Annotated in this window: 16 protein-coding genes and 1 tRNA gene; 10 read left to right on the plus strand and 7 right to left on the minus strand. The window is 71.4% G+C overall.

Translation table 11 applies throughout. The features are described from left to right. The first annotated feature begins 315 nt into the window (after positions 1-315). Positions 316-828, plus strand: coding sequence for a hypothetical protein (locus AB0B72_RS04255; protein ID WP_367736852.1), 513 nt, complete (start codon positions 316-318; stop codon positions 826-828). A gap of 125 nt (positions 829-953) precedes the next feature. Here the strand turns inward: AB0B72_RS04255 and AB0B72_RS04260 are convergent, their stop codons facing one another. Then, positions 954-1,259, minus strand: coding sequence for a YtxH domain-containing protein (locus tag AB0B72_RS04260; RefSeq protein ID WP_367736853.1), 306 nt, complete (start codon positions 1,257-1,259; stop codon positions 954-956). A gap of 152 nt (positions 1,260-1,411) precedes the next feature. Between AB0B72_RS04260 and AB0B72_RS04265 the strand changes: the two genes are divergently transcribed. From AB0B72_RS04265 to AB0B72_RS04280, 4 genes are all read left to right on the plus strand, one after another. Next, positions 1,412-1,484: transfer RNA gene (locus AB0B72_RS04265), tRNA-Asn, on the plus strand. Between the two features lie 212 nt (positions 1,485-1,696). Beyond that, entirely contained in the window at positions 1,697-2,140 is a 444-nt protein-coding gene (locus AB0B72_RS04270) for an ester cyclase (protein WP_367736854.1), read from the plus strand. Between the two features lie 468 nt (positions 2,141-2,608). After that, positions 2,609-3,727: a nitric oxide synthase oxygenase gene (locus AB0B72_RS04275; protein ID WP_367736855.1), complete on the plus strand. Its 1,119-nt coding sequence runs from the start codon at positions 2,609-2,611 to the stop codon at positions 3,725-3,727. Between the two features lie 27 nt (positions 3,728-3,754). Next, positions 3,755-4,552 (plus strand): enoyl-CoA hydratase-related protein, encoded by a 798-nt coding sequence (locus AB0B72_RS04280; RefSeq protein WP_367736856.1) that lies wholly within the window; start codon positions 3,755-3,757, stop codon positions 4,550-4,552. Here the strand turns inward: AB0B72_RS04280 and galK are convergent. From galK to AB0B72_RS04310, 6 genes are all read right to left on the minus strand, one after another. Next, positions 4,545-5,666: a galactokinase gene (gene galK / locus AB0B72_RS04285; RefSeq protein WP_367736857.1), complete on the minus strand. Its 1,122-nt coding sequence runs from the start codon at positions 5,664-5,666 to the stop codon at positions 4,545-4,547. The genes AB0B72_RS04280 and galK overlap by 8 nt on opposite strands. A 73-nt stretch (positions 5,667-5,739) precedes the next feature. Continuing rightward, the gene (locus AB0B72_RS04290; protein ID WP_367736858.1) at positions 5,740-6,156 is read right to left on the minus strand and encodes a hypothetical protein; all 417 of its coding nucleotides are present in this window, start codon (positions 6,154-6,156) and stop codon (positions 5,740-5,742) included. Positions 6,157-6,236: 80 nt separating this feature from the next. Next, positions 6,237-8,060, minus strand: a complete 1,824-nt coding sequence (locus tag AB0B72_RS04295) for an alpha/beta hydrolase (RefSeq protein ID WP_367736859.1) — start codon at positions 8,058-8,060, stop codon at positions 6,237-6,239. 196 nt (positions 8,061-8,256) lie between these two features. Then, positions 8,257-9,918 carry a catalase gene (locus AB0B72_RS04300; RefSeq protein ID WP_367736860.1) on the minus strand — a complete coding sequence of 554 codons (1,662 nt, stop codon included), beginning with the start codon at positions 9,916-9,918 and terminating at the stop codon, positions 8,257-8,259. A gap of 187 nt (positions 9,919-10,105) precedes the next feature. Beyond that, positions 10,106-10,516, minus strand: coding sequence for a VOC family protein (locus tag AB0B72_RS04305; RefSeq protein ID WP_367736861.1), 411 nt, complete (start codon positions 10,514-10,516; stop codon positions 10,106-10,108). Further along, positions 10,513-11,400, minus strand: coding sequence for a helix-turn-helix domain-containing protein (locus AB0B72_RS04310; RefSeq protein WP_367736862.1), 888 nt, complete (start codon positions 11,398-11,400; stop codon positions 10,513-10,515). Before AB0B72_RS04310 ends, AB0B72_RS04305 begins: the two co-directional genes overlap by 4 nt. A 195-nt stretch (positions 11,401-11,595) precedes the next feature. Between AB0B72_RS04310 and AB0B72_RS04315 the strand changes: the two genes are divergently transcribed. From AB0B72_RS04315 to AB0B72_RS04335, 5 genes are all read left to right on the plus strand, one after another. After that, positions 11,596-13,170: an FAD-dependent oxidoreductase gene (locus AB0B72_RS04315; protein WP_367736863.1), complete on the plus strand. Its 1,575-nt coding sequence runs from the start codon at positions 11,596-11,598 to the stop codon at positions 13,168-13,170. Positions 13,171-13,326: 156 nt separating this feature from the next. Next, on the plus strand, positions 13,327-14,739 hold the full coding sequence (locus tag AB0B72_RS04320) for a WGR domain-containing protein (RefSeq protein ID WP_367736864.1): 1,413 nt from the start codon (positions 13,327-13,329) through the stop codon (positions 14,737-14,739). A gap of 152 nt (positions 14,740-14,891) precedes the next feature. Next, positions 14,892-16,319, plus strand: a complete 1,428-nt coding sequence (locus AB0B72_RS04325; RefSeq protein WP_367736865.1) for a hypothetical protein — start codon at positions 14,892-14,894, stop codon at positions 16,317-16,319. Positions 16,320-16,340: 21 nt separating this feature from the next. Beyond that, positions 16,341-17,138: a trans-aconitate 2-methyltransferase gene (locus tag AB0B72_RS04330; protein ID WP_367736866.1), complete on the plus strand. Its 798-nt coding sequence runs from the start codon at positions 16,341-16,343 to the stop codon at positions 17,136-17,138. A gap of 203 nt (positions 17,139-17,341) precedes the next feature. Further along, positions 17,342-17,917: a dihydrofolate reductase family protein gene (locus AB0B72_RS04335; RefSeq protein WP_367736867.1), complete on the plus strand. Its 576-nt coding sequence runs from the start codon at positions 17,342-17,344 to the stop codon at positions 17,915-17,917. Positions 17,918-17,925 lie beyond the last annotated feature (8 nt).

Below are 17,925 nucleotides of genomic sequence, written 5' to 3' on the forward strand. Positions count from 1 at the left end.
AAAAAAACAAACCCAAACCCATAATTTTATTGGGGGGGGCCGACGGGGGGCCCCGCGGGGGGGGGGCCCCGGGCCCCCGCCCCCGCCCCCCCCGCACGTCTTTCAGCGGTCCCGCCAGTGCCATCCGTTCGGTGCCCTGCGTTTTGAAGGGCATTCGCTTTCCGCGGCCCCGTGTCCGGGAACGTCCGCGAGAGCCTGAGCGACGCCCCGCGCGAGGGTGTGCCGTTCACCGCTCATGCCCGCCGTCCGGCCTCTCCGGCTCGCGGAGTAGCCTGCCGGTTGTCCGCGGTCGTCCGTGCCCACTGGCGGTGCTCATTGGCTGGTTCCAAGCCCTCTCTGTTCGGCCGTTCCCTGTTCGGCTCCCGCCGTCTCCCGGCGGACGTCCGCGGCGCCCTGGCCCTCGCCCCCGGGGAGCGGGTCATCAGCCACGTCCCGGACGGCGCCGGCGGGCACGTCGTCGCCACCACTCAGGCCCTCCACCTGCCCGGCGGCCGCCGTCTGCCGTGGCACCTGATGGACAAGGCCGTGTGGGACGAGGAGGGCGTGACGGTGACCATGACGGACGGCACCGTCGACCGGGCGCCGCTGCCCGAGCCGGGCGCGCTGCCGGAGACCATCCGGGAACGGGTCACCGCGTCGATCGTGGTGAGCCGCCACGTCCGGCTCGACGCGCGCGGGGGAGTGCGTCTGGTGGCCAGGCGCGTCCCCGGATACGAGTCGCCGCGCTGGGAGTTCATCTTCGACCCGGGGCTCGACGCGGCCGACCCCGGCCTGCGGGCCCTGGCGGAGCAGGCCCTCGAAGAGGCCCGGCGCAGCTTCGGCGTATGACGGCGGAGAACGGCCGTCGATATCGTGCGATTCTGGATATTTCGTATTCGGTGGGCGATTCTCGGACATGCAGGCAGCAGAAAGCCCCCAGCGTGAGCCGGGGGCCTGCTGTCCGGGGGATCGGTTCAGGTGATCCGGTCAGCCTCGGAGCTCGGCCAGCCGGTCGAGGCCCCCACGCTGTCGGCCTCCCACGGCTCCTGCCGCCTCAGGAACGGCACCTTGTCGCCCAGCCTGTCGCCCGCGAGGTCCTTGGCCTTGCCCGCCACCTTGGAGGCCTGGGCCCCTACGAGCCCCGCCGCCTCCTGGACGGTGGGACTGTCCGCCACCCGCTGGGTGAAGCGCTTGATCTGCTCGTAGCGCTCGCGACCCGCCCGGGTGCCCAGGACGTAACCGATTGCCAGCCCGGTGGCGAACATCGCCTTGTACCGCATCTTCCACCTCCGCGCTCGTGTTCCCCCGGCCCCTACCCCGAGGGCCTGCAACTATCCAACAGCAATGGACGTGACAGACACCCCCCCGAGTGCGCTAATCTAGTTCCGCGCCGCAAGGAAGGCCGAAGGGCCTGATCAGCAGCGCAGCGCAATCCCGTGTAGCTCAATCGGCAGAGCAGCCGGCTGTTAACCGGCAGGTTATAGGTTCGAGTCCTATCGCGGGAGCTTTGGTAGTACTGAGGAACGCAGAGCTCAGGCCCCCTTCCTGGATCAAGGACAGGGGGCCTGAGTCGTTCCGGGGAGCTGTCGCGACCTTCCAGCGGCTTCCGATGCCGCCTTCCGTGTGATCACGACGCGCAGGCCGGGTCGCACCCCCGCGGTCAAGCGGCTGTGCTCGACGCGAGTAGCGTTGACTGGAGCTGCGGAGGGGGCATCCCATGCGGAACGTGATGGCGGCGAGTGTGGCGGACCGCTTGTTCGCGGCGTTCAATGCCCACGATCCGGAGCTGCTGACGCGGTGTCTCGCCCCGCACGTCGCCGCGGTGGGGCCAGACGGCGAGGCGGAGGGCCGTGAGGAGGTGCTCTCCTATTACACGCTCATCTGGACGGCCGCCCCCGATCTGGGCCTCATGGTCTGGCAGACGATCACGGAGGGCAACGAGGTCGCGGCGACGGCATTGGCCGCCGGCACGCACACCGGCCCGCTCCTGATGCCGGGCGGCGAGTCGGTCGACGGCACCGGCCGGCGGCTCAGCGTCCGATGCTGCTGGTTCCTCACCGTGGAGGAAGGCCTGATCGTCAGCCAGCACGTCTTCTTCGATCAACTGGAGCTGTACGCCCAGCTCGGGCTGTCGCTGCCGGCGTCTGGCACGCCCTCGTGACCCCCGCGCCAAGAAGCGCCAGACCATCAGGTGCCGATATCGCTCTTAATCGGGCGCGTCTGTAGTCCTTCCGGGCGAGGTCGTGGGTCGGTGGCGATGTCGGGCCGTTGCCGTTCGGCGCGGATGGGTGGCGTTCGTGTCCCGTCGAGCCGCTTCGTTGCCGCCGTCCAGCAGGCCCGGTCCCAGTCCCACCCGCCTTCACCGCTCGCGGCGGCGCCTCGGCGAGCCCCCCGAGTTGCCGCCTTCCCAGGCTGTCCCCCACGCCACAGGTGTACTGATTCGGCGGACAAATCACGCGACTTCGCGGAAAATGTGAGCGCCGTGCCCTTCTGTGAAGGTCATGGCGAGCCGCGGACCACAAACAACGCAGTGGGGTGAGGGCCACTGCGGCTAAGGACGTCACCGCCACCCCGGAACCGGCGGCCGATGTCCGCGAGTGCGAAGTGTGTGGCGGTCGTGCTGACGTGGTTGAGATCCAGGAAGACGGCGAGAGCCGTACAGGAGGCAGACCAGCGGGGGGAGATCGACAGAGAGGCGGAGGACTTCATCCGGCTCCATCATGCGGAGAACCCGGCCGCCGGGCCGGTGCGGCCCCGGCTCCGGGAGGTCCTCGCGGAGATCGCGCAGACGGGGACCTACACCCACACGCCGGACGAGCTGACCTTCGGCGCGAGGGTGGCGTGGCGGAACAGCGGCAGGTGCATCGGCCGCCTGTACTGGCGGTCCCTGCGTGTGCGGGACCGCCGGCACGTGGACACGGCGGACGGGGTGGCCGATGAGTGCGTCGAGCACCTCCGGGCGGCCACCAACGGGGGCAGGATCCGTCCCACGATCACCGTCCTCGCGCCTGAGCGGCCCGGCGAGCCGGCGCCGAGGATCTGGAACGGCCAGCTCATCCGGTACGCGGGCTACGTCCTGCCGGAGGGCGGTGTGGCCGGGGACCCGGCGCACACCGAGCTCACGGAGTGGGCACGGCGCCTGGGCTGGCGGGGTGAGGGGACCAGGTTCGACGTCCTCCCGCTGATCATCGAGGTGAAGGGCGGCCTGACCCTGCACGAGGTGCCCCCCGAGGTGATCCTCGAGGTGCCTCTGCGGCATCCCAGGCACGCGTGGTTCGCCGACCTCGGCCTCAAATGGCACGCGGTGCCGGCCATCTCCAACATGTCGCTGGAGATCGGCGGGGTGACCTACCCGTGCGCCCCCTTCAACGGCTGGTACATGGGATCGGAGATCGGCGCCCGCAACCTCGCCGACCTGGACCGCTACAACCAGCTCCCCGTCGTCGCCGAGCGGATGGGGCTCGACACCTCGCACGACCGCACGCTCTGGCGCGACCAGGCGCTGGTGGAGCTCAACATCGCGGTGCTCCACTCCTTCGCGGAGGACGGAGTCACCATGACCGACCACCACACCGAGGCCGGAAGGTTCATGGCCCACCTGGAGCGGGAGGAGCGCAACGGGCGGATCTGCCCCGCCGACTGGTCGTGGATCGTGCCACCCCTGTCCGGCGCCACCACCCCGGTCTTCCACCGCTACTACGACGACGTACGTCTCACCCCCGCCTTCAACCACCGCCCCACCGCGTAGCCCGTCGCCGTCGCTCTGGGGTAGAACATGGTTCGGGTGAAGGAGGAGGCGGCGATGGTGGTGCTGTCCGAGGACGACGGCGGCGTGCGGATCCTGACGTTCAACCGCCCCGAGCGGCTCAACGCCTGGACGGCCGAGATGGGACGGCGCTACTTCGACCTGCTGGAGGAGGCAGACCTCGACCCGTCCGTCAGGGCGGTCGTCGTGACCGGCGCGGGCAGGGGCTTCTGCGCCGGGGCCGACTTCGACGCGCTGTCGGCCATCCGGTCCGGCGGCTACGCCGGGAAGCCGGGCGATCGCCCGTACACGTTCCCGACGACGATGCGCAAGCCCGTCGTCGCGGCCGTGAACGGCGCCTGCGCCGGGCTCGGCGTGGTGCACGCCCTCGTCTGCGACGTCGTCCTCACGGCCGAGGACGCCAAGTGGACGACCGCGTTCTCCCGGCGGGGGCTCATCGCGGAGTACGGCCTGGCATGGATACTGCCGAAGCTGACCGGGCAGGCGCGGGCGATGGACCTGCTCCTGTCCGGCCGGGTCTTCACCGGCGCCGAGGCGTACGGCATGGGCCTGGCCAGCCGTGCCGTACCGGGGGAGCGGCTGCTGGACGAGGCCCTCGCGTACGCGAGAGAGCTGGCCGGGCAGTGCTCCCCGGCCTCGATGGCGGTGATCAAGCGGCAGGTGTGGGGGGCCTGGGAGGAGGGGCTCGACGAGTCCAGGCGGGCCGCCGAACGGCTCATGGCGGAGTCGTTCCAGTGGCCCGACTTCGCCGAGGGCGTGGCGAGCTTCCTGGAGCGCCGCTCGCCGCGCTTCCCTCCGCTCAGCTGATCCGGCGGGCGCCCGGGGCGGCGGTGGCCGGGTAGAACGTCGGCGGGGCCCAGCCCCGCTCCTCGTAGGCCTCCAGGGCCTTGGCCTTGACCCGCTCCACCCTGTCGTCGGCGACCAGCGCGATGGCCGAGCCGCCGAAGCCGCCGCCGGTCATCCGTGCGCCCCGGGCCCCTCCCTTGATCGCCGACTCCACGGCCACGTCGAGCTCGTCGCAGGAGATCTGGAACTGGTCGCGCATGGACAGGTGTGAGGCGTTCAGGACCGCGCCGATCTCGGTGACGGCCCCGGCGCGCAGCAGCCCGACGACGGCCTCGACCCGGTGGTTCTCGGTCACGATGTGCTGGGTGCGGTCCCGCTCCGCGCCGCTGAGCTTCTTCAGTGCCGCGGCGAGGTCGGTGACGTCCCTCAGCGACGGCACGCCCAGGTGCCTGGCCGCGCTCTCGCACTCCTGGCGGCGCTTGGCGTACTGGCCGTCCGCCAGCTCATGGTGGACCCCCGTGTTGATGATGAGGATCTGCAGGCCGTGCGAGGCCAGGTCGAACGGGATCGTCCGGCTGGCCAGGGAGCGGCAGTCGAGGAAGAAGGCGTGGCCCTCCTTGCCGGACGCCGAGGCCGCCTGGTCCATGATGCCGCAGGGCATGCCGACGAAGTCGTTCTCCGCCCTCTGCCCGATCTTGGCGAGCTCCATGCGCTCCAGCCCGAGGTCGTACAGGTCGTTCAGGGCGAGGGCGACGGAGATCTCCAGGGCCGCGCTGGAGGAGAGCCCGGCGCCCTTCGGCACGTCGCCGTCGAGCACGATGTCGGCGCCCCTCACCGGCAGGCCCCGGTCGCGCATCGCCCATACGACTCCGACCGCGTACCGGGCCCATCCCCGGGCCTCGTCGAGGTCCTCGACGACCTGGGTGTCGTCCGGAGCCTGGAGGGAGGCGAGCCGGATCGTGCCGTCCTCGCGCGGGGCCACCGCCGCCGTGACGCCCCACGGCACCGCGAACGGCAGCACGAAGCCGTCGTTGTAGTCCGTGTGCTCGCCGATCAGGTTGACTCTGCCGGGTGCGTGCCAGATCCCGGCGGGTTCGGCGCCGTACATCTCGCGGAAAGCGTCATCGACGCGCATAATCACACACTCCCGAACAGTCGCGGCCTCCCCGTAGGGTAGCGACTCGCTGGTGTTTTCCCCACTCAGCGAGTCAGGGGGACCGGTCACGGTCCGGGCGGACGCAGGGCGAGGTGGCCGCCAGGTAGAGCCGGTCTCCCTCCGCCCACACCAGAGCCAGCACGAACCCATCCGGCCGGGTCTGCCCGGCGAGGTCCGGGTGGCCCGCCGCCAGGTCACCTGTGGCGGTCAGCACATGTCCCTGCCGTTCCCAGGAGGCTCTCACCTGCTGTGCGACGGCCATCATGTGACCCGCGTCGATGCCGTTCAGCCAGTAGGCCCGGGTGACGACCAGCTCGGCGTCGTATCCCGCCGGGTGGTCCGGGCACCGGGAAGGGGTGGCCATGAAGGGGATCAGCTCCAGCGTGGGCACCGGGCGGAGATCGGCCGCCGTGTCCCTGATGAGCTGCTCGACCCGGACGAGGGCTCGGCTCTCGGTGATAGTCGGCATGTGATGTTCCTCGGGGGAGCACGCTGTGGCGAGGAGCGCCGACCACATCGCCAGCCAGGCCACGGCGTGTCGCACGTCCTTCACCGGTCGAGCTCTTCGACGAGGTCGGGTGCGAGCTCCGGCATCAGGAGCTGTGGCCGATCGAGGGGCTTGCGCTGGACCAGCCTGTCGTACTGGCCGTTGACGATGCGGCCGAGATTGCGGAGGGACGCCGACTGCGGGAGCCAGTAGCTGGAATGGGCTTCGGTGATGAGGGCGCGCTGGACGAAGAAGCGGCGGGCGCCGAAGGCGGCGTCGCCGGGGTCGGCGGCGAACCGGCCGAGGTAGGCAACCGGGTCGTTGCCGGCCTCACCCACCCAGACATGCCCGGGGCCGACGCCCAGCTCGCTCGCGTGCTCCACCCCGACGCCGGGGCTGCCCACGAAGACGAGGTCGTCCGCCAGGCGTCCGGGCCGCATGACGGCGGCCTTCCCGGCGACCAGGGAGCCGTAGCTGTGCCCGAGGACGACGCTGCGGGCCGCCCCGGAGGGCTGGTGCGCGGCGCGCAGCCCGTCGGCGAAGGCGGCGAGAGCCCCGGCGCCCGTGGTCGCGGCGGCGTCCATCGCCACCGACGTGCCCGGCGTGACGAGGGCCGAGCCGAGCTGGGGAGCGTCGTAGCCCAGCCAGGCGATGGAGGCGACCCGCCGGCCGGCCGCCGTGGCCGCGCACTGCTGCCACAGCTGCCGGGCCCGCTCGATGTCGCCGTCGAAGCCGGTCAGCCGGCTGCCGAGCCCGGGCACGTACGTCACGGTCGTGTCCGCCGTGTCCGGGTCACCCCAGGAGACGACCAGCCGGCCGGGCCCGGAATGGGCGAATGACAGCAGGTAGACCGGCGGGTGGCCGGCCGTACCGCCCGGAGCGAGCGCCTTCTCCACCATCGCGATCTTCCTCAGCGTCCGGTCGGCCGCGTCGATGGCGAGGGCCGTCTCCGGCCGGCCGGTGCGCCGCAGGCACGCCATGAGCCGGGCGGTCTCGGCGGTGAGACGCGCCTTCTCGGTGGCGAGGAAGAGCCGGTTGGCGTGGTCGCGTACGGCCGCCGGGAGCCCGTCGAGGGAGCCGATCGCCTGCGGCGCGTCCTCGGCCAGCTCCTCCTGGACGGCTGTGGGCAGGCCGCGCCACCACGCGTGGACTCGGGCGGCGAGCGTGGCGTCCCGCCCCTGCTGCTGCAGGACGGCCACGGCCGCGAGCGCCGCCCGGTCGCCGGCGGCGGCCCGCCGGAGCAGCGACCCCGCGCCGGAGTAGTCGGCGGCGAAGGCCTCGAACAGGCCGAACCCGATCAGGGCGGACGGCGTCGTGCCGCCATCGGACGCCGGGAGCCCGGCGACGGTCCGCCGCATCAGCTCCAGGCGGCGGCGCAGGTCGAGGGACTGCTCCCCGGCCCAGGCGGCGACGGCGGAGACCGCGCCGGCGGCGCCGCCGGGCAGGCAGAGGGCCGCCAGCTCGGCGTGGAGCCGGGCGGCGACCGCGGGCAGGTCCTCGGCGGCCCGCCCGAGGGCGTTCACCAGCCCCTCCATCGCCGGGACGGCCACCCCTCGGAACGTCCCGGGCGTCGCGACCATGACCGTCACCGACGTCCGCACGGAGGGCACGGAGGGCACGGAGGGCACGGACGTGACGGAGGTGACGGGGAGCGGCGGGCGGCCCTGCCGTACGGCGAGCCCGTGGATCGCCCCGAGGGCCGCCTCCAGCGCGGACTGCAGCGCCGTACGACGCCGGGCCAGTTCGGCCGCGAACCCGGGAGCGCCGCCGCCGACCCAGGCGTGAGCGGCCATGAGGCGGGCGGCGGGGTCCAGATCGGCGCAGTGGCCCGAGGCGATCAGGGCGACCCGGCGGAACGCCTCCTGCGCGGCGGCCGACTCCGACATGGCGGCCAGCATGCCAGCCGGGGAGGCCCGCTCTCAGAGAATCGGCAGTTCACGGGGGTTCACGCCGATGCTGGGGAAACGCCCCGGTTCGGGGAGACCTTCGCGCCGTACGGGAACGGCGTGACCGCGGACGGGCTTCCACAAGGGAGAAGCGGAGAGCCCGGCCCATGACGGGGCCGGGCTCATCGGCCTCGCGTCACTGGGCGGCGACGGTCGCCCGCTCGTTCGGGACGCAGTGCGTCATCTTGAGGCCCGAGACGTCGCGCGAGCCGTTCTTGCCGAGGTTGGCGAGCCGTGCGCGGTCCTCCTCGGTGAGGTCCTGGCTCGCGAGCGGCTCCAGGTGCTTGACGTCGTCCGGCGTGATGCCCAGGCCGTCGCCGACCCGCAGCCCGAGGTCGTCCTCGACCAGCAGGAGGTGCCAGACCATCCGCTCCTGGATGGGCCGGTCGCAGCCCGACAGCATGGTGACGAAGTTCTCCACCAGGTCGTCGCGCTCCCACTGCTCCATCAGCAGGTACCGCTGGCCCGCCTGCAGGTAGTCGTTGGTCCGCGGGATCCGCTTGCGGGTCACGCGGCCGGAGACGACCGGGCCCTGCTCGTCGTGGGCCGGGTACCGCGCCTCACGCAGCCCTCCGTTGATCGAGGGCTCGTAGTTGATGTGCGGGTTCTCGCCCGCCCCATCGACGAAGTAGGTCATCTGCCCGTCGCGCTGGTTGGTCCGCACGTCGGTGTTCCTGGCCTGGTTGACCGGCAGCTGCAGGTAGTTCGGCCCGACCCGGTAGCGCTGGGTGTCGCTGTAGGAGAACGTGCGCCCCACCAGCATCTTGTCGTCGGAGAAGTCCAGGCCGTCGACGAGCACGCCGGTGCCGAACGAGATCTGCTCGTTCTCCGCGAACTGGTTGCCCACGTTGCGGTCGAGGACCATCCGGCCGACCGGCTTGGCCGGGAATATCTCCTCCGGCCAGACCTTGGTGTCGTCCAGCGGGTCGAAGTCCAGCTCGGGGTGCTCGTCGTCGCTCATCATCTGGACGAGCAGCTCCCACTCCGGGTAGTCGCCCCTGTCGATCGCGTCCCGCAGGTCCTTGGTGGCGTGGCCCAGCTCGTACGCCTGGACGCGGGCGGCGTCCTCGGCCGTCATGCTCCTGACGCCCTGCTTGGGCATCCAGTGGTACTTCACCAGGACGGTGTCGCCCTGCGCGTTCACCCACTTGTAGGTGTTGACGCCGAACCCCTGCATGTGACGGTAGTCCGCCGGGATGCCCCGGGGGCTGAACAGGTTGACCAGCATGTGCATGCTCTCCGGAGTCTGCGACATGAAGTCGAAGATCCGGTTGGGCTCCTGGTGGAACGTCACAGGGTCCGGCTTGAGAGAGTGGATCACGTCGGGGAACTTGATCGCGTCGCGGATGAAGAACACCGCGAGGTTGTTGCCGACCAGGTCCCAGTTGCCGTCCTCGGTGTAGAACTTCACGGCGAAACCGCGCGGGTCGCGGGCCGCCTCCGAGGAGTCCCTGCCGCCGATCACGGTGGAGAACCGGACGGCGACATCGGTCCGTTTCCCCGCCTCCTGGAACAGCTTGGCGCGGGTGAACCGGGCGATCGGCTCGTCCCCCCATGAGCCGTAGGCCTCGAAGAAGCCGTACGACGTTGTGCCGCGGGCGTGGACCACACGTTCCGGAATGCGCTCCCGGTCGAAGTGGCTGATCTTCTCCAGGAACTGGTAGTTCTCCAGAGTGGCGGGACCACGCGCGCCGACAGTGCGTTGGTCCTGGTTGTCGTAGACCGGGTGCCCCTGGCGGTTGGTCAGCACCGGACGCTCGTCCCCGGGCTCCGGCCCCTTGCTCGACACGTCCGTCATCCGGACGGCTCCTCTCGATCTCGTCGGCCGTCTGATAGCCGCGTTGCCGCATCTCAACGGACCCCTATCCGCTTTGGGCCGGGCTATTCATCGGATTGCGACGGGAAAACCGCGGACCGCCGGCGGGCGATCCGGAGGTCAGGGGAGCCGAAAGGAGGCCCGCGGAGCGCGGGCCTCCGGCGCCGGGTCAGCCCTTGCGAGGCTCGCCCCGGTAGGTGCCGAACGACCAGAGGTTGCCCTCCGGGTCCCGCACGGCGAAGTCGCGGGAGCCGTAGTCGGTGTCACGGGGCTCCTGGACGACCTGCGCCCCCGCGGCGGTCGCCCGGGCGTGCAGCGCGTCGGCGTCGTCGGTGACCACGTAGGCGCCGAAGGTGCCCGGGGTCAGGTTCCACTTGTCGTCAGGGACGTCGCGGACGGAGCCCAGCATGATCCCGCCGCCGGGCGGCCAGGAGAGCTGGGCGTGGTCCACGCGGTCGCCTTCGCCGTACACGGCGGTCGCCTCGAAGCCGAACGCCTCGACGAGGAAGGCGATCAGGGCCCGGGCGTCCCGGGCGCGGAGCGTCGGCCAGACCTGGGGTGGTGGTGTGGTGTCCGTCATGGTGGCGAGTCTGCCGGGAGGGCCCCGGCCGCGGCTTGGACGTTTCGGAACGCGACCGGCTCCTCGTTCAGCCACCGGCTCGGAGGGCAGCCGGCCAGGGCGCCGAACTCGCGGGCGAGATGGGCCTGGTCGTAGTACCCGCAGGCCGCGGCGAGCTCGGCCAGTGTGCGGCGGGAGCCCTCGGCTGATTGCAGCACGCGCCTGGCCAGGTCGAACCGCGCCACCCGCGCCGCCTCCTTCGGGCCCAGCCCGATCTCCGCCCGGAATCGCGCGCCCAGATGCCGGGTGCTCCAACCCACCTCGCCGGCCACGTCCGCCACGCTGACGCCGCCCCTGGTGGATGTGATGAGATTCCAGGCGCGCATCACCTCCCGAGACGGCCCCGCGCCGGTCCGCCCGGGCCGTCCGGCGCTCACGCGGCGCAGCAGGACGGCGTCGAGGACGTCGAACCGCTCCGGCCACCCGTCCGCGAGCAGGAGGCGCTCCCGCAGCTCGTGCGCCAGGGGCCCGAGGAGGTCGGCGCCGTCGACGTCGAGGCCGGCCAGCTCCCCGGCGGGCAGGCCGAGCAGGGCCCGGGCGCCGGGCGGCGTGAGGGCGAGCTGCACCCCCGACTGACGGCCGTCGTGGACGATCATCGCCGGCCTGGTGTGCAGCCCGCCCACCAGCGTGTCGTACGCCCCGGGCGGCGTGCGCGGGTCCGGATGGGCCGCGACGACGAGCGGATCGTCGAGTGTGACGATCACCGTGAGGTACGGCGAGGGCAGGCCGCGGTGCCGCGCGGGCGGGACGCCGGCCTCCCGGTAGCCGCTGTAGGCGGCGACCAGCGGCCGCAGCGCGGGCGCCGGGAGCCGCCGCGTGTACTCCTCGATCACCGGCCCGCTCATCTCCGCCACCTCCGGCTTCAGTCTCCCCTTCCCGATGACGTACGGCCAGCGCCCGGCCGCCGGGTCGGCGGGAGAACGTCACGCCGTTGCGGACGATGGGGCGGCGTCGTCTTTTGCCGTTTTGACAACTTTGATTGTTGATTCGCCGGTTGACGCTGCACCGTGGGCGCACACGACGACGGAGGGAAGAACACAGTGGACGCGACGTACGACGTGGTGGTGGTGGGCGGTGGCGCCGCCGGGCTCAGCGGGGCCCTGGCGCTCACGCGGGCGCGGCGATCGGTCCTGGTGGTGGACGCGGGGGAGCCGCGCAACGCGCCGGCCGGGCAGGTGCACAACTACCTGGCCCGGGAAGGCACGCCACCCGCCGAGCTGGTGGCGGCCGGGCGCGACGAGGTGACCCGATACGGCGGTGAGATCGTCGCCGGGCGCGTCGAGGCCGCCGCGCGGGAGGGCGACGGCTTCCTCGTGACGCTGGGCGGAGGGCGGAGCGTGCGGGCGCGGCGGATGCTGGTGACGACCGGCCTCGTCGACGAGTTGCCCGACGTGCCGGGGGTGGCCGAGCGGTGGGGCCGTGACGTGCTGCACTGCCCGTACTGCCACGGATGGGAGGTACGCGACCGCCGGATCGGCGTCCTGGCCGCCGGGCCACTGGCCGTGGAGAAGGCGAACCTGTGGCGGCAGTGGAGCTCCCACGTGGTGCTCCTGACGCACGACACCCCGGCGCCGGACGTCGAGGCGGCCGAGCGGCTCGCGGCGCGCGGGATCACGGTCGTGGAGGGTCCGGTGGCGGGGCTCGAGGTGGACGGCGACGCGCTCACCGGTGCACGGCTGGCCTCGGGCGAGTTCGTCGCGCTCGACGCGGTCGTCGTCGCGCCGCGCTTCACGGCCCGCGCGGACGTGCTGGAGTCGCTCGGGCTGAAGCCGGTCGACGTGGAGATGGGCGGTCACGTCGTCGGCAGCCGGATTCCGGCGGATCCCACAGGGGCCACCACCGTGCCCGGCGTGTGGGTGGCGGGCAACGTGGCCGACGTGCTCGCCCAGGTGATCACGGCCGCCGCGGCGGGCCTGAACGCCGGTGCGGCGATCAACATGGATCTCGTCGCCGAGGACACCCGCGACGCCGTCGACGCCTACCGGCACATGGTGCGCACGATGTTCGAGGAGGCCGCGTGGGAGGAGCGCTACCGTGCCAAGCAGGCGATCTGGAGTGGAGATCCCAACCCCCAGCTCGTCACGGAGGCCGCCGGGCTGCCGCCCGGCCGGGCGCTCGACGTCGGCAGCGGTGAGGGCGCCGACGCCGTCTGGCTGGCCGAGCGCGGCTGGAAGGTGACGGCGGTCGACATCTCCACCACCGCGCTGGAGCGCGCCGCCGCGGCCGCCGGTGCCCAGCTCGCCGGCCGCATCGAGTGGACACACGCCGATCTGCGCGACCGGCCCCCGGCGGAGGGCGCGTACGACCTGGTGTCGTCGCAGTTCATGCACCTGCCGGGGAAGGCGCGGCGGGAGCTGTTCGACCGGCTGGCCGCCGCGGTGGCCCCGGGCGGCACCCTGCTGATCGTCGGGCATCACCCGTCCGACCTGCGGACCACGACCCATCGGATGAACTTCCCGGACATGATGTTCACCGGCGAGGAGGTCGCGTCCTCGCTCGACCCCGCCGCCTGGGAGGTGCTGGCCGCCGAGGCCCGGCCGCGCGACGTCGTGGACCCGGAAGGACGCGACGTCACCGTCCACGACGCCGTCCTGGTCGCACGCCGCCGCGCCTGAGAGGCGTGGCGGTCGCGCACGAGGCCGAGGCGATGGGCGGGCGGAGCGCCGCGTGCCTCATCTCGTGCGAACCGGTCGTTCACCCGTGATTTGTCGGCGCCGTCCTCTAGCCTCCCGATCAACGATCAAGCCGGTCTTATCTTGAGAAGGCGGGACATGACCTACCTTGAGCTGTCTGAGGATGGCGGCGGAGCGCACAAGTTCTACGAGACCGATGTCTCCGGGACGCGGGTGACCATCACGTACGGGCGCATCGGCGAGGCGGGCCAGACCAAGGTCGCCGACTTCCCCACGGAGGAGAAGGCGCGGGCCGCGGCGGCCAAGAAGGTCGGCGAGAAGCTGCGCAAGGGCTACGCCCCGGCGGTCCGCGGCGTGCGCACGCGCAGGCCGGTCACCCGGAGGACCATCGCGAGCACCCGCTCCACGGCCCAGCAGGCGCCGGTCCTGTGGCGCTTCGACAGCGGCGCCTCCGCCTTCGGCGTCTTCGTGGACGAGGAGGGCTGCTGGGTCGGCAACCAGCGCGGCGACGTGTACACCGTCACCCACTCAGGCACCGTGACCGGCCGCTTCCGCCTGCCGGACGGCGTCAAGTGCATCGTGGCCGACGACTTCTGGATCTACGCGGGCTGCGACGACGGCAAGGTGTACGACCTGAGCGGCAAGGTGCCGAGGGCGGCCTACGAGATCGCCTCCGAGGTCGACATCTACTGGCTCGACATCCACGACGGCGTCCTCGGCGTCTCCGACCGCGCCGGGGGGATCACGACGATCGACTACGAGGACGAGTTCCAGTGGGCGCGCAAGGGCCGGGGCGACTTCGCCTGGATGGTCCGGTGCGACGAGGACGCGGTCTACCACGGCCACTGCGGCGGCGTCGCCCGCCACGACGCCTCCGACGGCACCCTCGTCTGGCAGAGCTCGGAGGCCGACCAGGTGCTCTTCGGCTGGCAGGAGGAGGACGCGGTCTACGCCGCGACCGCTCGCCGTACCGTCCACCGCCTGGCCAAGAGCGACGGCCACGTGGAGGCCGTGTACAGATGCGACGGGCCCGTCTACTCCTGCGCGACGTCGCCCGGGGGCCGCTACGTCTTCGCGGGCGACAGCCACTCCTCGGTGTACTGCTTCGCGGCGTCGGGGGAGCGGCTGTGGAAGCTCGGCACCGGCTGCGGGTCGGCCTTCTCCATGCAGTTCCTCGACGACCGTCTCTACATCGTCACCACGGATGGCACTTTGGCCTGCGTCGACGCGAGCGAGACGGCGATCGCCGCCGCGCGTGAGGGCACGGTGCCCGATCCCGTCGACGTCAAAGCCGCCGCGTCGCTGCCGGTGGTGGAGCCGTCGGTCGTGCTGGAGACCGTCAGCCACGCCGGCGACGGCGTGGTGGTGGAGTGCGTACGCCACGGCGAGCGGCTGCGCGTCCGCGTGGTCAGCCCCGGCTACGAGGCGTGGCACGTGCAGTTCCCCAAGGACATCCGCGAGCCCGGTGCCCGCTATCTGGTCGAGGGCCTGCGCCCGTCCGGCCGGGGCGGCTTCTACCGCGCCTACGGCGAGATCAGGCGGCTCCTCTGAGTCCCGCGGGCGAGGGAGTGGCTGTTTCCGGTAGTCGTTGCTTTGTGACTCAAGCGGCGACTGACAGCCGTTCATCACCGTGGGCGGACCGGTTACCTTGACAAGGCGCCGATACGAATGCGGAGCGGATGATCGACGATTCACCTCACCCCATGTCTCCAGGCGGCAGCAGGTCGGCCCTGGCGTGGATCGGTCATCCCCTGACCCTCGCCGCCGTGGTGCTCCTGCTGCTCAACGACCACCTTTTCAAGCCGCTGTGGCCGGGGCCGGTCACCGGAAAGCTCAGCGACGTCGCCGGGTTGATCGTCGCCCCACCACTGCTCAACCTGGTCGTCCGCCGTCCCCGTGTATCCGTCCTGCTCACCGGCGCGGCCTTCACCCTGGTCAAGACCACCACCATCGGCGCCGCCCTGGCCACGGAAGTTTGGACCCTCGTCTGGGGGCCCTCCCGGATCCTGGCCGACCCCACCGATCTCATCGCCCTCCCCGCCCTGTGCGCCGCCTGGTGGGCCTGGGAGCATGCCGGCGCGCGAGCCGTACGGCTGGCACGGGTCGCGATCGTGGTTCCCGCCACCGTGCTGGCCGTGGCGGCGACCGGCCAATCGGAGACCTTCAGGCCGTACAGCGCCTACGCGGTCGACGTGGTCGACAGCGCGATCGTCGTGGCGATCCGCGGGGGCTCGTCGATGAAACCCGCCCCGACCGGCTGGGCCTCCAGCGACGGCGGGAAGTCGTGGGTGACGTGGGTCGTACGAGTGCCGCCCCGTCCGAGGACGTCGGCCTGCGTGCCCGGCCGGCCAGATCGCTGTTACCGGATCGTCCCCACCAGGCTCAAGGTGGAGGAGCTCAGCGATGGCCACTGGGTGACCGCGTGGGAGATCTCTCCCGCAGGGCAGGACCGGCTTGCGAGAGCCCACCGACCTAAGATCGTCGAGGACGCCGAGGTCGTCGAGTCGTTGGGGATCGCGGTCCAGAGGCTTCCCACCGGATACGTGGTGGTCGTGGCCGACGGCGCGGACGGGATCGTCCTGCGGGACGTCTCGGGGGCCTGGCGCCGGCTGGGCTGGGCGGACAGCGGCTTCGACTCCTCCAGCGCGGTGTCACTGACAGCACCGGGGAGATACGACGACTCTGTCCCCATGGTGGCGCTGCTGGCGGGCCTTGCGGCGGGACTGGTAGCGCTCGGATGCGGTGTGCGGAGACTCGGCTTCGCGTTGGGCGCGCCGACTGTGTGGATGGGAGTCTGGTCGTTCTACTCGGGACTGCACACGCCGATCCTGTTCGACCCGCGCACCGTGCTCCTTGGCGTGCTGCTGGTGCCGGCCGGCGCGGCCGCCGTGGTCGTGAGCGCCGTGCGGGGCGGCACGCGGCTGTGGGCCTGGGGGATCGGCACGGTCACCACGGTCGCCACTCATTACGCGGTCATGATGCCGTTCCGCGCGTGGAGCGCGGGGCGGCTGGAGCACTACTCGGAGGCGTCCGGTCTGTCGATCGCCCTGGGGATCGCGGCAGGCGTCGCGGGCGCCCTCGCGGTGATCACACTTGAGATCCGCTCAAGGTCAGTCCTGGGACGCGCGTGATCGGCCTGTCAGGATCGAAGCATGTCCCGCGATTTCCGGTTGCGTGCAACCTTCAACAGAGCGGCCGCCATCTATCAAGACGCGCGTCCCGACTACCCGGCCGAGCTGTATTCCGACCTGCTGGCGATGACGGGGGTCACGCCACCCGCGCACCTGCTCGAAGTCGGATGCGGCCCGGGGAAAGCCACGCTGCCTCTGGCGCGGATGGGTTTCCGGATCACCGCGATCGAACTCGGCGACGCCCTGGCGGCGGAGGCGCGGCGCCGGCTCGCCGGATTCGCCGGCGTCTCCGTGATCACGTCGTCGTTCGAAGACTGGGAGCCGCAGGCGGGGGCCCGCTTCGATCTCGTCTACGCGGCCACGGCATGGAAGTGGGTGGACCCAGAGGTCAAGTACGGGAAAGCAGCCGCCCTCCTCGCCCAGGGCGGTCACCTGGCCGTATGGAACGCCGACCACGCGATGCCGGCGGATTTCGACCCGTTCTTCACCCAGATCCAGAAGGTGTATGAGGAGATCGGTGAGAGGCATGACGGCCCGTGGCCAGGGCCGCCGCCCGAGGAGCGGACCGACCCCATGGCCGCCGAGTTCGATGCCTCAGGACATTTCGCGGTGGTCGGGACGAAGCTCTACGTATGGGCCCTGCGCTACACGGCGGACGAATACATCGCACTTCTCGACACGTTCTCCGGCCACATCGCGATGGAGCCGGCCAAGCGCGAGCACCTTTATCAGGAGATACGCCGCCGCCTCGCCGAACGCCCGGACGGACGCCTCACCCGTCACTGGTGGGCCGTTCTCACCGTCGGCCGGCGCCTGTGACGGTGGGGGAGAGCGGCTGCAGGGGAGTGGATCGGGCGAGGAGAGTTTGGGCCGGTGAACATCACACCACCACACACTCGGATCGGATGAGCCCGGAAAGTTCTGAAAGAAATCCGGGAGGCGTGTCGGATCGGGGCGGTGGTGTTCGTAGCAAGGGTGAGGCCACCGCGAGACGCGCGGCCGACTTCCCCCAAGGAGACACCATGACCGCCACGTACACCTTCGACATCTTCTCCACGCTCGACGGCTTCGCCAACCACAACGGCGACTGGGGCGGCTACTGGGGCAAGCAGGGCCCCGAATTCCTCGCCTATCGCGCCGCCGCCTACCGCGACCCGCTGCGCATGGTGCTCGGGGCCAAGACCTACTCGTCGAACGCGCCGTTCCTTGACGCGGGCTTCGACCGCAGCCTGTTCGACGGGTGGATCACGCGCATGTTCGACTCCCCGGTCACGGTGCTCTCCAGCCGGCTGACCGAGCCGCTCGCGTGGCCGGACACGACCATCGAGACCGGCGATCCTGTCGAGGTGGTCACGCGCCTCAAGGCCGAGTCCGATGTGCCGCTGCGCTCCCACGGCAGCCTGACGCTCAACCGGGCGCTGCTGAACGCCGGCCTGATCGACGTCATCGAGGTGACGGTCTTCCCAGTGATCTCCGGGGCGACCGGCGTGGACCGGATCTTCGACGGTGCGGACGACTTCGACCTTGAGCTGCTCGAGGCCCGGACCTTCGACGGCCACACGCAGGTGCTGACCTATCGGCCGACCCGGCACGGTTGATCGGCGAC

It is taken from the genome of Microbispora sp. NPDC049125 (assembly GCF_040802045.1).
In the GTDB taxonomy this organism is placed as follows: Bacteria; Actinomycetota; Actinomycetes; order Streptosporangiales; family Streptosporangiaceae; genus Microbispora.